Here is a 13,863-nt window from a genome sequence, read left to right on the forward strand (position 1 = left end):
TGGATGGGGTGGTGGCGGAAGCGCTCACAGGCTCTGGGCCAGACGGTGGTACGCCTGGTTCCAGCGCAGCTCGCGCGTGAACCGCCGTACGGTGGTGTCCTCGTCGATGACGGCGAGTTCGGTCCGCAGCATCTCGGCGAGGTCCTCGAGCTCCTCGCCGCCGAGGGCGGTGGTCAGGACGGTGTGGTGCGGGGCTCCGGCCGTCAGCCATGCCTCGGTGGAGGTACGCAGGTCCGGGCGCGGGCGCCAGACGGCCCGGGCGACGGGGAGCTTCGGCAGCGGCTCGGGCGGGGCGACGACGTCGATGTGGTTGGCGACGAGGCGGAACCGGTCGCCCATGTCGGCGAGACCGACGACCACGGCCGGACCGGGATCCGCGTCGAAGACGAGGCGGACCGGGTCCTCGCGTCCGCCGATGCCGAGCGGGTGGATCTCGCAGGTGGGCGTGGCCGTCGTGATCGAGGGGCAGACCTCGAGCATGTGGGCGCCGAGGATGAGTTCCCGACCTGGCGTGAGGTCGTAGGTGTAGTCCTCCATGAAGGAGGTGCCGCCGGGCAAGCCGTGGTCCATCGCCTTCAGCGTGCGCAGCAGGGTGGAGGTCTTCCAGTCGCCTTCGCCGCCGAAGCCGTAGCCGTCCGCCATCAGGCGCTGCACGGCGAGCCCGGGCAGCTGGCGCAGGCCGCCGAGGTCCTCGAAATTGGTGGTGAAGGCACGGAACCCGCCTTCCGCGAGGAAGGCACGGAGACCGGCTTCGACGCGGGCGGCGTAGCGCAGGGAGTCGTGGCGCTCGCCGCCGGGCCGCAGCTCGGGCGCGAGGGCGTAGAGGTCCTCGTACTCCTTGACGAGGGCGGAGACGGCGTCTTCGGGGGCGGCGTCGACCACCGCGACGAGGTCGTTGACGCCGTACGTGTTGACCGAGACCCCGAACCGCAGCTGCGCCTCGACCTTGTCGCCCTCGGTGACGGCGACATCGCGCATGTTGTCGCCGAACCGCGCGAGTCTGAGGGTGGTCAGTTCGGCGCGGCCCACGGCGGCGCGGGCCCAGCCGGCGATGCGGTCGACGACCTCGGGGTTGGAGACATGGCCTGCCACGGTCTTGCGCGGGACGCCGAGGCGGGTCTGGACGAAGCCGAACTCGCGGTCGCCGTGGGCGGCCTGGTTCAGGTTCATGAAGTCCATGTCGATGGTGGACCAGGGCAGTTGGCTGTTGGCCTGGGTGTGCAGGTGGAGCAGGGGCTTACTCAGGGCGTCGAGGCCGGCGATCCACATCTTGGCCGGCGAGAAGGTGTGCATCCAGGCGACCAGGCCGATGCAGCGGTCGTCGGCGTTGGCCTCCAGGATGAGCGCGCGGATCGCGGACGCGTCGGTGAGGACCGGCTTCCACACCAGTCGGACGGTCATCTCGGGCTGCTCGGCGAGGGTGTCGCAGATGGTGCGGGACTGGTCGGCGACCTGGGCCAGGGTCTCCGCGCCGTAAAGACCCTGGCTTCCGGTGAGGAACCAGATCTCGCGGTCGGGCTGGGTGAGCGTCATGTCGGGTGTGCTCCTCGGAGGTGCGGGTGGGAGAAGTCGGGCCGATGGTGGCCTGGGGCGGGGCGGCGCCCCCGGCCGGTCGGTGGAGGCGAGGCGGCGGGTCAGCCGGTGGTGGCGAGGCGTGCCGTGTTACGGATGCGTCGCAGGCGGTGCAGGAGGAGATCCGCGCCGGTGCCGAAGTGCTCGTGCAGGGCGCGGTACTCGCCGAACAGCGCGTCGTAGGCGTCCGCGCGCGCCGCGTCGGGCACATAGGCGTGGCGCCGGACGCTGCCCATGACGGACGCGGCGGAGCGGACGTCGGGGTAGACGCCCGCCGCCACGGCGGCGTGGATGGCCGAGCCGAGCGCCGGCCCTTGCTCGGAGGTGCCGACGGAGACGGGACGGCGGAGCACGTCGGCGTAGATCTGCATGAGCAGCGCGTTCTTGCGCAGACCGCCGGTGACGATGAACTCCTCCACGGGAATCCCGCCGTCCTCGAACGTTTCGACGATCACCCGGGTGCCGTAGGCGGTGGATTCGAGCAGGGCCCGGTAGACGTCCTCGGGCCGGGTGTCGAGGGTGAGGCCGGCGACGACTCCCGAGAGGTGGTGGTCGACCAGGGGGGAGCGGTTGCCGTTCATCCAGTCCAGGGCGACCAGGCCGTGCGCGCCGACCGGCTGGTCGGCGGCCTTGCGGGTCAGGAGCTGGTGCAGGTCCTCGCCCGACGCCTCCGCATCGGCGCGGTAGTGCTCCGGTACGCCCTGCCGGAGCCACCAGGCGAAGATGTCGCCGACCGCGCTCTGACCGGCTTCGTAGCCGTAGGCGCCCTCGACGATGCCGCCGTCGACGACCCCGCAGATGCCGGGGACTTCGGCGAGGGCGGCACCGTTGAGTACGTGGCAGGTGGACGTGCCCATGATGGCGAGCATCCGGCCGTTCTCCACGGCGCCCGCCGCGGGGGCGGCCACGTGGGCGTCGACGTTGCCCGCCGCGACGGCGATGCCCTCGGGGAGCCCGGTCCAGCGGGCGGCCTGACCGCTCAGTCCGCCGGCACGTGAACCCAGGGGCGACAGCGGGTGCTCCAGGCGCGTGGCCGGGAAGTCGGCGAAGTCGGGGTGGAGCCCGGCGAGGAAGTCCGGCGAGGGGTAGGCGCCGTCCTGGTGGATTCCCTTGTAGCCGGCGGTGCAGGTGTTGCGGGACTCGGTGCCGGTCAGCTGCCAGACGATCCAGTCGGCCGCCTCGATCCAGCGGGCGCAGGCGGCGTAGACGGCGGGGTCTTCTTCGAGGACCTGCAGGGCCTTGGCGTACTGCCATTCGGAGGAGATCTTGCCGCCGTACCGTGCGATCCACTTCTCGCCGCGGGCGTGGGCGAGGGCGTTGATGCGGTCGGCCTGCTCCTGGGCGGCGTGGTGCTTCCAGAGTTTGGGCCAGGCGTGCGGGCGGTCGGCCCATTCGGGCGTCAGGGCGAGCGGGGTGCCGTCCGGGGTGGTCGGTAGGACCGTGCAGGCGGTGAAGTCGGTGGCGATCCCGATGACGTGGGCCGCGTCGACTCCGGCGTCCGCGAGCGCCTCCGGAACGGCGGTGCGCAGGACGTCGCGCCAGTCCTCGGGGTGCTGGAGCGCCCAGTCGGGGGGCAAGGGGGCCTCGGTGGAGGGAAGGAGGTCCTCGATGACGGCGTGGCGGTACTCGTGGACCGACGAACCGAGTTCGGCGCCGTCCCGGACCCTGACGACGACGGCGCGCCCGGAGAGGGTGCCGAAGTCGACTCCGATGGTGCAGGCCTCGGGGTGGTGTCGGGCCGCGGGGCCGGAAGGGGCGTGAGGGGTCACGATGCGTCTCTCTCGTCATGGGCGGGCCAGGGGAGCACCCTGATTGTTAACGCTCACAATCTCGTTGGACAAGAGCTGGATGCAGTTCTGCCGAACATTCGGCGGGAATCAGGGCCGTGGAAGTGAGCGCTCACTCGACGGATGCCGAAGAGCTGCCCCGCGGGAGGCGGGACGGCCGACGGGCAGAGGCGGAGCGAGCCGCAGGGGCGTGTGCGCGAGCGGGCCGCAGGGCTGCCCGGGCGGACGGGCGGGCCGAGGCGCGTGTGTCCCGGCGCGCGGACACGCCGGGACGCACACGTCGGCCGACGGCAGGCCTGCCACCGACGGCCGGGAGCCGCCCGCCCCGTCAGGCCTCGTTCGAAGGCCGCGTGCTCGCGCGCATGATGAGCTGCGGTTGCACCAGGAGGTGCTCGGCCTTCCGGGCGCGGCCCTCGATGTGGTCCACCAGGAGCCCGATGCTGCGGCGCCCGATGGCGGCGAAGTCCTGGCGGACCGTCGTCAGCGGCGGCGGGAAGTACTCGGCCTCCGGGATGTCGTCGAAGCCGGCGACGGCGACCTGCCCGGGGGTGCGGATCCCGCCCTCGCGCAGCGCCCGCAGGACACCGAGCGCCATCTGGTCGTTGGCGACGAAGACGGCCGTGACCGGTGTCGCCCCGCGGCGGGCCAGAGCGAGTCCGGCGAGCTCCTGTCCCGCCCGGTACCCGGACAGCGGGCTCCAGTCCCCCGCCAGTACGCGCGGAGGGCGGATGCCGTTCTCCTCCAGGACGGCGCGCCATCCCGCGGTGCGGGCCTCGCTCTCCAGCCAGTCCTCGGGACCGGCCACGTGCCAGACGGTGCGGTGCCCGGCGGCGAGCAGGTGCTCGGTGACCATGCGGGCGCCGAGCTCCTGGTCGAGGGAGACGCCGGGCAGGTCGAGCTGATGACCGCCTTCCACGGTGACCACGGGGAAGGGCGCGTCCAGTTCGGCGAGCGCCTGCACGTGCGAGCGTTGCGGGGTGATGGCGACGACGCCCTCCACGCCCCAGGCCGCGAGATGGTCGATGGCGTCCTTGAGGCCCTGCCCCTCACCGGTGCGCAGGCTGACGGTCGAGACGAGGTAGCCCGCCTCCCGGGCCGCCTCCTCCAGGCCGGTCAGGGTGCTGGCAGGGCCGTACAGGGCGGTGTTGACGGCGATGACGCCCAGGGTCCTCGTGCGGCGCGTCACCAGGGCGCGTGCGGCGGAGTTGCGGCGGTAGCCGAGCCGCTCGATGGCCAGGGTGACCTGGTCACGGGTGGCCGCGCGCACGTTGGGGTGACCGCTCAGCACCCTGGAGACGGTCTGGTGGGAGACCCCCGCCTCTCGTGCGACGTCGGCCATCGTCGGCGGGCGGACATCTTCCGCGAACTGCGCCACGTTCGCCTCCCTTCTCCGTGCTCACGGCTGTGTATCGATGCGAGAAAAACCTTATCGCCTCTTGTATCACGGCGTTGTGAGCGCTAACAATCTAGCTCGACCAGGGTGCCGACGCCCTGGCCCCCAACCGGAACGGTGCCGTCCCGGTGGTGCGAGGACACGCGCTGCCATCGAGCCCGCCCCGGTCGGAGCCGCCCTCGACGACGGGATGGGTATCCCCCATGAAGAAGTTCCGATCCGCATCCGCCCTCCTGGCCGTGACCACCGGCTGTGCCCTGCTGCTGACCGCCTGCGGGCAGAACAGCGAGGGCGGCAGCCAGGAGACGAAGGACAAGAAGGACCTCACCATCGGCATCGCGATGCCCACCAAGTCCTCCGAGAGGTGGATCGCCGACGGCAAGAACATGACGGCGAGCCTGAAGAAGGCCGGATTCGCCACGACCCTGCAGTACGGCGAGGACGACCCCGACCAGCAGGTCGCCCAGATCGAGAACATGATCACCCAGGGCGTCGACGCCCTGGTCGTGGCCGCCATCAACGGCGAGGCCCTCTCCAACGTCCTCCAGCAGGCGGCCGACGCCCACATCCCGGTGGTCTCCTACGACCGGCTCATCCTGGGCTCCCCGCACATCGACTACTACGCCTCCTTCGACAACGAGAAGGTCGGCGAGCTCCAGGCCACGTACATCGTCGAGAAGCTGGGACTGAAGGCCGGCGCGAAGAAGGGCCCGTTCAACATCGAGCTGTTCGCCGGGTCCAACGACGACAACAACACCAAGTACTTCTTCAACGGCGCCATGAAGGTGCTGAAGCCGTACCTGGACAAGAAGCAGCTGGTCGTGCGCTCCCAGCAGACCCAGCTCAACCAGGTCACCACGCTGCGGTGGGACGGCGGTACGGCCCAGAAGCGCATGGACGACCTGCTGACCTCCGCGTACTCCACGGCCCGCGTCGACGCCGTCCTCTCCCCCTACGACGGCATCTCCATCGGCATCCTGTCCGCCCTGAAGTCCGACGACTACGGGAGTGCCGCCAAGCCGCTTCCGATCGTCACCGGGCAGGACGCGGAGGTCGCCTCGGTGAAGTCGATCATCGCGGGCGAGCAGACGCAGACCGTCTACAAGGACACGCGCGCGCTCGCGCAGGTCGCCGCCGACATGGTGACCGCCGTCCTCGACGGCAAGAAGCCGGAGGTCAACGACGACACCACGTACGACAACGGCAAGAAGGTGGTTCCGGCCTTCCTGCTCGACCCGGTCAGCGTCGACAAGTCGAACTACCGGAAGGTCCTGGTGGACTCCGGCTACATCGACGCCGGCGACCTCCGGTGACCCTCTCCCCCTCCCCCGGCATCCCCTCCCCGCCTCCGGCAGGCCCCGTCCTCGAGATGCGGTCCATCGTCAAGACCTTCCCCGGCGTCAGGGCACTCTCCGACGTGGCCCTGTCAGTGGCGCGCGGCGAGGTGCACGCACTGTGCGGGGAGAACGGCGCCGGCAAGTCGACCCTCATGAAGGTCCTGTCCGGCGTCCACCCCCACGGCACCTACGAGGGAGAGATCCTCTTCGACGGCGAGCCGTGCCGCTTCAAGGACATCCGCGCCAGCGAGCAGCGTGGGATCGTCATCATCCACCAGGAGCTCGCACTCGTCCCCTACCTGTCGATCGCCGAGAACATCTTCCTCGGCAACGAACCGTCCCGACGCGGAATCATCGACTGGCACGGGGCGCTGCGCCGTGCCTCCGAACTGCTCAGGCGGGTCGGCCTCGACGAACACCCCGAGACCCGGGTCGCCGACATCGGTGTCGGCAAGCAGCAGCTCGTCGAGATCGCCAAGGCGCTGGCGAAGGACGTCCGTCTGCTGATCCTCGACGAGCCCACTGCGGCGCTGAACGACGAGGACAGCGCGAAGCTGCTGCGCCTGATGCGGGAGCTGAAGGACCAGGACATCACCTCGATCATCATCTCGCACAAGCTGAACGAGATCGCCCACATTGCCGACTCCGTCACGATCCTGCGCGACGGCCGTTCCATCGAGACCCTCGACGTCAGGGACCCGGCCACCACCGAGGAACGCATCATCCGCGGCATGGTGGGACGGGACCTCGACAGTCGCTTCCCCGCGCGCACGCCGTACGAGGGCCCGGCCGACGCCGCACCCGTTCTGGAGATCCGTGACTGGACCGTGCGTCACCCGCTCGACCGTGCCCGCAAGGTGGTCGACGGGGTCTCGCTCCAGGTCCGGCGCGGGGAGATCGTCGGTGTCGCCGGACTCATGGGGGCCGGCCGGACCGAACTCGCCATGAGCGTCTTCGGGCGCTCCTACGGCCGTTACGAGCGGGGCACTGTGCTCAGGGACGGCCGGGAGGTCCGGACGCACACCGTCCCCGAGGCCGTCGCCCACGGCATCGCCTACGTCACCGAGGACCGCAAGCACTACGGTCTCGACCTCGGGGACTCCGTGAGCCGGAACATCTCGCTCGCGTCCCTCGGCGCCCTCGCCCGCCACGGGATCGTCGACGGGCACGAGGAGCGCAAGGTGGCCGAACGGTTCCGGCGGACGATGAACATCAAGGCTCCGAACGTCCTCGAACCGGTCGGCCGTCTGTCCGGCGGCAACCAGCAGAAGGTCGTCCTCAGCAAGTGGATCCTCGCCGGACCGGACGTCCTCGTCCTCGACGAGCCCACGCGCGGGGTCGACGTGGGAGCCAAGTACGAGATCTACACCGTGATCGACCGTCTCGCCGCCGAGGGCAAGGCGATTCTCCTCATCTCCTCCGAGCTGCCCGAACTGCTCGGCATGTGCGACCGCTTCTACACCATGGCCGCCGGACGGCTGACCGGCGAGGTCGGCCGCGAGGACGCCACCCAGGAAGTCCTGATGCGGCTCATGACGCAGGACACCGCCACATCCGACGAAGGACACCAGGCATGAGCACCGACGCCAGCACGAAAACGACCGTCCCCGCCGCCCAGGGCAGCGGGTCCCCGCCCACCGGGACACCGGTGGCCCGGGTGCTCCTGGACGGCGTCCGGCGGAACATGCGTCAGTACGGGATGCTCTTCGCACTCGGCCTGATCGTGCTCCTCTTCCAGATCTGGACGGGCGGCGACCTCCTGCTGCCGCGCAACGTCTCCAACCTGGTACTGCAGAACAGCTACATCCTCATCCTGGCCATCGGGATGATGATCGTCATCATCTCCGGGCACATCGACCTGTCGGTGGGCTCCCTCATGGCACTGGTCGGTGGCATCGGAGCCGTACTCATGGTCGAGCACCATGTGTCCTGGCCCGTGGCGGTACTCCTGACCCTCCTGCTCGGAGCCGTCGCCGGCGCTCTCCAGGGATTCTTCATCGCGTACGTAGGCATACCGTCGTTCATCGTGACGCTCGCCGGCATGCTGCTGTTCCGCGGCCTCACCGAGATCTTCCTCAAGGGGCAGACCCTCGGCCCGTTCCCGGGCGGACTGCAGAAGGTCGCCAACGGCTTCCTGCCCGAGGTGGGGCCGAAGACCAACTACCACAACCTGACCCTGCTCCTCGGCCTCGGCCTGGTCGCCTACGTGGTCGTCCAGGAGTTCCGGGACCGTCGCCGGCAGCGGGAGTTCGCCCTGGAGACGCTCCCCACGGGCCTGTTCGCGCTGAAGGTGACGGCGCTGGTCGCCGCCGTCCTGGTCACCACCCTGCTGCTCGCCAGCTACAAGGGCGCCCCGGTCGTCCTCCTGATCCTCGCCGCGCTGCTCGTGGCCTTCGGATACGTGATGCGCAACGCGGTGATCGGCCGCCACGTGTACGCGATCGGGGGGAACCTGCCCGCCGCGAAGCTCTCCGGGGTCAAGGACAAGAAGGTGACCTTCGCGGTGTTCCTGAACATGGGAATGCTCGCGGCGCTCGCAGGCCTCGTCTTCGCGGCGCGCTTCAACGCGGCCTCGCCGAAGGCCGGCGTGAACTTCGAACTGGAGGCCATCGCCGCCGCGTTCATCGGCGGAGCGTCGATGAGCGGTGGAGTCGGTACCGTCCTGGGTGCCATCATCGGCGGCCTGGTCCTCGGCGTGCTCAACAACGGCATGAACCTCGTCGGGGTGGGCACCGACTGGCAGCAGGTCATCAAGGGCCTCGTCCTCCTCGCCGCGGTCGGCTTCGACGTGTGGAACAAGCGCAGGGCGGGCGCCTGACGCCCCTCCGGACATGGCTGTGCCCGCCGGTTCCTCCACCGGCGGGCACAGCCATGTCGACGTGTCCGTACGAGGGTCAGCCGCGGGTACTGAACCGCAGGACCGTCCTCGACCGGTACTCGACGCCCGGCCGAAGCACCGGAGACGGGTCACCGGGGCGGTTCGGGGAGTCGGGGAAGTGCTGGGTCTCCAGCGCGATGCCGGCGCCCGCCCCGTAGTGCGTACCGCTTTTGCCGAGCACCGTGCCGTCGAACTGCCCCGCGGTGTAGACCTGGAGTCCGGGCTCGGTGGTCAGCACCTCCATGTGGCGGCCCGTGGCCGGCGCGTACAGGACGGCGGCCCGATGCGGTGTCCCGTCGCCGTAGGGGCTCAGGACGAAGTTGTGGTCGTATCCGCCGACCGTGCCGGGGCGGGCGAGGGCCTCGGCGATGCCGAGGGGCCGTCGGAGGTCGAACGCGGTGCCGGCGACGGGGCGGTGGTCGCCGGAGGGGATGAGATCCGCGTCGACCGGTGTGTAGTGGGAGGCGGCGACGGCCAGTTCGTGGCCGAGGATGTCGCCGGCTCCCTCGCCCTCCAGGTTGAAGTAGGCGTGGTTGGTCAGGTTGACCAGGGTGGGGGCGTCGGTGACCGCCGCGTAGGAGAAGGAGAGTTCGTTGTCGCGGCCGACGAGACAGCTGACGGTGACGTCCAGGTTTCCCGGGAAGCCCTGGTCGCCGTCGGCGCTGCGCAGGTGCAGGAGCACGCCGGTCCACTCCGGGGTGTGCACGCTCTCGGCTTCCCAGAGCCGGGTGTCGAAGCCGTCGGTTCCGCCGTGCAGGGAGTGGCCGTCCTCCTGCGTGGTCAGGTGGTGCGACTTCCCGTCCAGGGAGAACCGGCCGTGTGCGATGCGGTTGGCGTAGCGGCCGACGGTGGCGCCGAAGTACCGGGCGGCGGTGGCCGTCAGGGCCGGGTCGCGGGGGGCGAGGACGACGTCGGCCGACGTGCCGTACCGGTCCGGCACCCACAGCCCGTGGAGGCGGGCGCCACGGGTGTGCACCTCCGCCGTGAGCCCGCCGGGGAAGCCGAAGGTCCATCGTTGTCCGGCGTAGGTGTCGGGGCGGCAGACCGGGGGGACCCCGGTGAAGGGGGGCGGCGGATACGGGTTCATGGAGTCTCCTTGTCGGCGAGAGGGCACAGCCGGAAGGGGCAGGGAGGGCCCTGCCCCTTCCGGGTCGCGTTCGTGTTCGGGGGCGGCTCGGGATCCGTCCTCGGCCAGTGGCTATTCCACGTGGCGGGCTCCGCCGAAGAGCCGTTGGAGGAGGATGAAGACGAAGAGCAGGCCGCCGATGACGATGCGCGTCCACCACGAGCTGAGCGTGCCCTGGAAGCTGATGACGGTCTGGATCAGGCCGAGGACCGTCACGCCCAGCGCGGTTCCCAGGACGAAGCCGGAGCCCCCGGTCAGCAGGGTCCCGCCGATGACGGCCGCCGCGATGGCGTCGAGTTCCATGCCGACGGCGTGCAGGGCGTAGCCGGACAGCATGTAGAACGTCAGCAGCAGGCCGCCGAGGGCGGAGCACAGGCCGCTCACGGCGTACACCACGATCTTGGTGCGTCCCACGGGCAGGCCCATGAGGCGGGCCGAGGACTCGTTGCCGCCCAGGGCGTAGACGGTACGACCGAAGCGGGTGTGGTGCAGGACGACGAAGGCGAGCGCCAGCACGACCAGGGCGATGACCACGGCGGGCGAGACGAACAGGCCGCCGGGCAGGAGCACCCGGGTCTGGGCGATCCGCGTGGTCGTCGGGTCGGTGATGGAGATCGACTCGGTGCTGATCATGTAGCAGAGGCCTCGGGCGAGGAACATGCCCGCGAGGGTGACGATGAAGGGCTGGATCTCGAAGGCGTGGATCACCCAGCCCATCAGCGCGCCGCCGCCGGCTCCCACGAGCAGGACCATGGGCACCGCGAGGGCGAGCGGCAGGCCGTTCTGTTCGACGAGCCAGGCCGTCAGCATGGTGGAGAGGGCCACCATGGAGCCGACGGACAGGTCGATCCCGCCGGTGAGGATGACGAACGTCATGCCGATGGCCACGACGAGCAGGAAGCCGTTGTCGATCAGGACGTTGAGCAGGACCTGCGCGGAGAAGAAGCCTTCGTAGTTCAGGGAGCCGGCCGTGAACATCGCGACCAGCAGAGTGGCCGTCACCATGAGCGGCAGGCGGGTGGCGTGCCGTACCGAGAACCGGTGGAGCGGCTTGGCGAGGGAGTTGAGGGCGGTGCTCACGGGTGGACCTCCTGCCGGCGGGCCGCCACGTCGCCGGGGGCGGAGGCCGGGTCAGGGCCGGATGGCCGGCGGCTGCGGGAGAGCCGCGCGCGGAACGCGGGCGACTGGACGAGACACACGACGATGACGACCAGGGCCTTGAAGACGAGGGTGGTCTCCGGCGGTACGCCGAGGGTGTAGATCGTGGTCGAGAGGGTCTGGATGATCAGTGCGCCCAGGACAGTCCCGCCGAGGGAGAAGCGGCCACCGGTGAGAGCGGTGCCGCCGATGACCACGGCGAGGATGGCGTCCAGTTCGATCCAGAGGCCCGCGTTGTTGCCGTCGGCGCTGGACACGTTGGAGCTGATCATCAGCCCGGCCACCGCCGCGCACACGGCGCTGACGACGTAGACGGTGACCAGCAGCCCGGCGGCCCGGATGCCGACGAGGCGGCTCGCGACCGGGTTGCCGCCCACCGATTCGATGAGCATGCCGAGCGCGGTCCGCCGGGTGACGAGGGAGGTGACGGCGACGAGAGCGGCGGCGAGCAGGACGGCGAAGGGGAGGGTGAGCCAGTAGCCGCCGCCGATCATCTTGTAGGCGCCGCTGGACACGCTGATGATCTGGCCGTCGGTGATCAGCTGGGCCACGCCGCGCCCGGCGACCATGAGGACCAGGGTGGCGACGATGGGCTGGACGCCGAGGCGGGCGACGAGGAAGCCGTTCAGCAGTCCGATCGCGGCGGCCACGCCGAGCGCAGTCGCGATCGCCGTGACGACGGTGGAGAGACTTCCGGGGTCCTGTGCCGTGGCGATGTGCTCGCACGCCAGGGCGCCGGCGATGGCGACCGTCGAGCCGACCGAGAGGTCGATGCCCCGGGTCGCGATGACCAGGGTCATGCCGAGCGAGACGAGGATCAGCGGGGCGCCGAACTGGAGGATGTCGATGAGACTGCCGTACAGGTGTCCGTTCTGGACGCGGACGGCGAGGAAGTCGTGAGTGAGCGCGACGTTCCCGAGGAGCAGGGCGGCGAGGACGGCGGCGGGCCAGAACAGGGGGTGCCCGGTGAGCCGCCGGACGCCGGGAGCCAGGGCCGGGCGCCCGGCGGCGCCGGTGTCGTCAGGTGGTGTCATGAGGTGGCTCCGGTGGCGATGGCGCCCAGGATCCGGTCGGGCGTCAGGGTGGTGTCGTTGGGGAGGGTGGCGACGAGGCGGTGGTCGCGCAGGACGCCGACCCGGTGGCTCAGCCGCAGGACTTCCTCGAGTTCGGCGGAGATGTAGAGGACCGCCGTGCCTTCGGCGGCGAGGCGTGTCACCAGTCGCTGGATCTCTGTCTTCGCGCCGATGTCGATGCCCCGGGTGGGTTCGTCCAGGATCAGCAGCTCGGGATCGGTGAGCAGCCACCGGGCGAGGAGCACCTTCTGCTGGTTGCCTCCGCTGAGGTTGCGGACCTGTGCCTCGGGGGCGGCCGGGCGGATGTCGAGGACTTCGATCCAGCGGGCGGCGATCTCGTCCTGCCGGGCGCGGGAGAGGGGTCTGGTCCAGCCACGTGCGGCCTGCAGGGCGAGCACGATGTTCTCGCGGACGGTGAGTTCGCCGATCAGGCCCTCCGCCTTGCGGTTCTCCGAGCAGAAGGCGATCTTGTGGCCGATCGCGGTGCGCGGGGAGCGCAGGACGGTGTGGTCGCCGTCGATCCGCAGCTCGCCCTCGTCGGCGTGGTCGGCGCCGAACAGCAGCCGGGCCGCCTCCGTGCGTCCGGAGCCGAGGAGACCGGCGAGGCCGATGACCTCCCCGCGGTGGATGTCGAGGTCGTACGGCTGGATGGACCCGGCCCTGGCGAGTCCGCGGGCGCTCAGGAAAGGGCGGTCCACGGCGTCGGGAGTGGTGACGGCGTCAGTGTGTGACGTGTCGGCCAGTTCGTCCAGGGTGCGCAGTTCGCTGCCGACCATGCGGTGGACGAGGGTGACGGGCGTCAGCTCGTCGATCCGGTACTCGCCTTCGAGGCGGCCGTTGCGCAGGACGGTCACCCGGTCGCACAGGTCGAAGACCTGGTCGAGGAAGTGGGTCACGAAGAGAATCGCGACGCCCCGGTCGCGGAGTCGACGCACCAGCGTGAACAGTTGGGCGACTTCGTCCCGGTCGAGGCTGGAGGTGGGCTCGTCGAGGACGAGGACCTTCGCCTGGATGTCCACGGCGCGAACGATCGCGACGAGTTGCTGGACGGCGATGGAGTGCGCGTTCAGCGGCATGCGGACGTCGAGGTCGAGTTCCAGCTCGGTGATGAGCCGCTCCGCGCGCCGGTGGAGGGCCGACCAGTGGACGAGTCCCAGGCGCCGGGGCTCACGGCCGATGAGGATGTTCTCGGCGACGGAGAGGTTGGGGCACAGGTTCACCTCCTGGTAGACCGTGCTGATGCCGGCGTGCTGGGCCTCCAGGGGTTCGGTGAACCGCTGGAGGCCGCCGTCGACGGAGACGGTTCCCGCGTCGGGCGGGTGGACCCCGGTGAGCACCTTGATGAGGGTGGACTTGCCGGCGCCGTTCTCGCCCATCAGCGCGTGGACCTCGCCCGGGAAGAGGCGCAGGCCCACGCCGTCGAGGGCGAGGACGCCGGGGAAGGCCTTGCGGATGCCTCGGGCTTCCAGGACGGGCCGGTCGGCGCGGGTGGGTGTGCGGGGGGTGGGTGGGGCTGCCATCCGCCCTCCTCTCCTGAGG

Annotated in this window: 10 protein-coding genes; 3 read left to right on the forward strand and 7 right to left on the reverse strand. The window is 70.4% G+C overall.

The window, feature by feature from the left end; all coding sequences use genetic code 11:
- Positions 1 to 24: 24 nt before the first annotated feature.
- From araA to ACFCY7_RS04815, 3 genes are all read right to left on the reverse strand, one after another.
- A complete protein-coding gene (gene araA / locus ACFCY7_RS04805; RefSeq protein WP_376481332.1) occupies positions 25 to 1,533 on the reverse strand; it encodes an L-arabinose isomerase in 1,509 nt (502 codons plus the stop codon).
- A gap of 101 nt (positions 1,534 to 1,634) precedes the next feature.
- Entirely contained in the window at positions 1,635 to 3,341 is a 1,707-nt protein-coding gene (araB, locus tag ACFCY7_RS04810) for a ribulokinase (protein WP_376481334.1), read from the reverse strand.
- A gap of 346 nt (positions 3,342 to 3,687) precedes the next feature.
- A complete protein-coding gene (locus ACFCY7_RS04815; RefSeq protein ID WP_376481335.1) occupies positions 3,688 to 4,734 on the reverse strand; it encodes a LacI family DNA-binding transcriptional regulator in 1,047 nt (348 codons plus the stop codon).
- Positions 4,735 to 4,955: 221 nt separating this feature from the next.
- Here ACFCY7_RS04815 and chvE point away from each other — a divergent pair, with 221 nt between their 5' ends.
- Genes chvE through mmsB form a run of 3 tightly spaced genes read left to right on the forward strand, consistent with a single transcriptional unit; the run spans position 4,956 to position 8,907 of the window.
- Positions 4,956 to 6,065 (forward strand): multiple monosaccharide ABC transporter substrate-binding protein, encoded by a 1,110-nt coding sequence (chvE, locus tag ACFCY7_RS04820; protein WP_376481336.1) that lies wholly within the window; start codon positions 4,956 to 4,958, stop codon positions 6,063 to 6,065.
- A 56-nt stretch (positions 6,066 to 6,121) separates the two neighbouring features.
- Entirely contained in the window at positions 6,122 to 7,666 is a 1,545-nt protein-coding gene (gene mmsA / locus ACFCY7_RS04825; protein ID WP_376481338.1) for a multiple monosaccharide ABC transporter ATP-binding protein, read from the forward strand.
- Positions 7,663 to 8,907 carry a multiple monosaccharide ABC transporter permease gene (gene mmsB, locus ACFCY7_RS04830; protein ID WP_376481340.1) on the forward strand — a complete coding sequence of 415 codons (1,245 nt, stop codon included), beginning with the start codon at positions 7,663 to 7,665 and terminating at the stop codon, positions 8,905 to 8,907. The genes mmsA and mmsB overlap by 4 nt, the downstream gene beginning before the upstream one ends.
- A 76-nt stretch (positions 8,908 to 8,983) precedes the next feature.
- Here the strand turns inward: mmsB and ACFCY7_RS04835 are convergent, their stop codons facing one another.
- The 4 genes from ACFCY7_RS04835 to ACFCY7_RS04850 form a co-directional block, all read right to left on the reverse strand.
- Positions 8,984 to 10,054, reverse strand: coding sequence for an aldose epimerase family protein (locus ACFCY7_RS04835; RefSeq protein ID WP_376481342.1), 1,071 nt, complete (start codon positions 10,052 to 10,054; stop codon positions 8,984 to 8,986).
- A gap of 111 nt (positions 10,055 to 10,165) precedes the next feature.
- A complete protein-coding gene (yjfF, locus tag ACFCY7_RS04840) occupies positions 10,166 to 11,173 on the reverse strand; it encodes a galactofuranose ABC transporter, permease protein YjfF (RefSeq protein WP_376481344.1) in 1,008 nt (335 codons plus the stop codon).
- The gene (locus ACFCY7_RS04845; RefSeq protein ID WP_376481346.1) at positions 11,170 to 12,285 is read right to left on the reverse strand and encodes an ABC transporter permease; all 1,116 of its coding nucleotides are present in this window, start codon (positions 12,283 to 12,285) and stop codon (positions 11,170 to 11,172) included. Before ACFCY7_RS04845 ends, yjfF begins: the two co-directional genes overlap by 4 nt.
- Positions 12,282 to 13,844: a sugar ABC transporter ATP-binding protein gene (locus ACFCY7_RS04850; RefSeq protein WP_376481347.1), complete on the reverse strand. Its 1,563-nt coding sequence runs from the start codon at positions 13,842 to 13,844 to the stop codon at positions 12,282 to 12,284. Before ACFCY7_RS04850 ends, ACFCY7_RS04845 begins: the two co-directional genes overlap by 4 nt.
- Between the last annotated feature and the right edge of the window lie 19 nt (positions 13,845 to 13,863).

Origin of the sequence: Streptomyces sp. NPDC056361 (genome assembly GCF_042262805.1) — a bacterium.
GTDB lineage: Bacteria > Actinomycetota > Actinomycetes > Streptomycetales > Streptomycetaceae > Streptomyces.

Bases quoted from the DNA above. Each gene is read 5' to 3' on its own strand.
- araA (WP_376481332.1), bottom strand. From the start codon at position 1,533: ATGACGCTCACCCAGCCCGACCGCGAGATCTGGTTCCTCACCGGAAGC.
- chvE (WP_376481336.1), top strand. From the start codon at position 4,956: ATGAAGAAGTTCCGATCCGCATCCGCCCTCCTGGCCGTGACCACCGGC.
- mmsA (WP_376481338.1), top strand. From the start codon at position 6,122: ATGCGGTCCATCGTCAAGACCTTCCCCGGCGTCAGGGCACTCTCCGAC.
- mmsB (WP_376481340.1), top strand. From the start codon at position 7,663: ATGAGCACCGACGCCAGCACGAAAACGACCGTCCCCGCCGCCCAGGGC.
- ACFCY7_RS04835 (WP_376481342.1), bottom strand. From the start codon at position 10,054: ATGAACCCGTATCCGCCGCCCCCCTTCACCGGGGTCCCCCCGGTCTGC.
- ACFCY7_RS04845 (WP_376481346.1), bottom strand. From the start codon at position 12,285: ATGACACCACCTGACGACACCGGCGCCGCCGGGCGCCCGGCCCTGGCT.
- ACFCY7_RS04850 (WP_376481347.1), bottom strand. From the start codon at position 13,844: ATGGCAGCCCCACCCACCCCCCGCACACCCACCCGCGCCGACCGGCCC.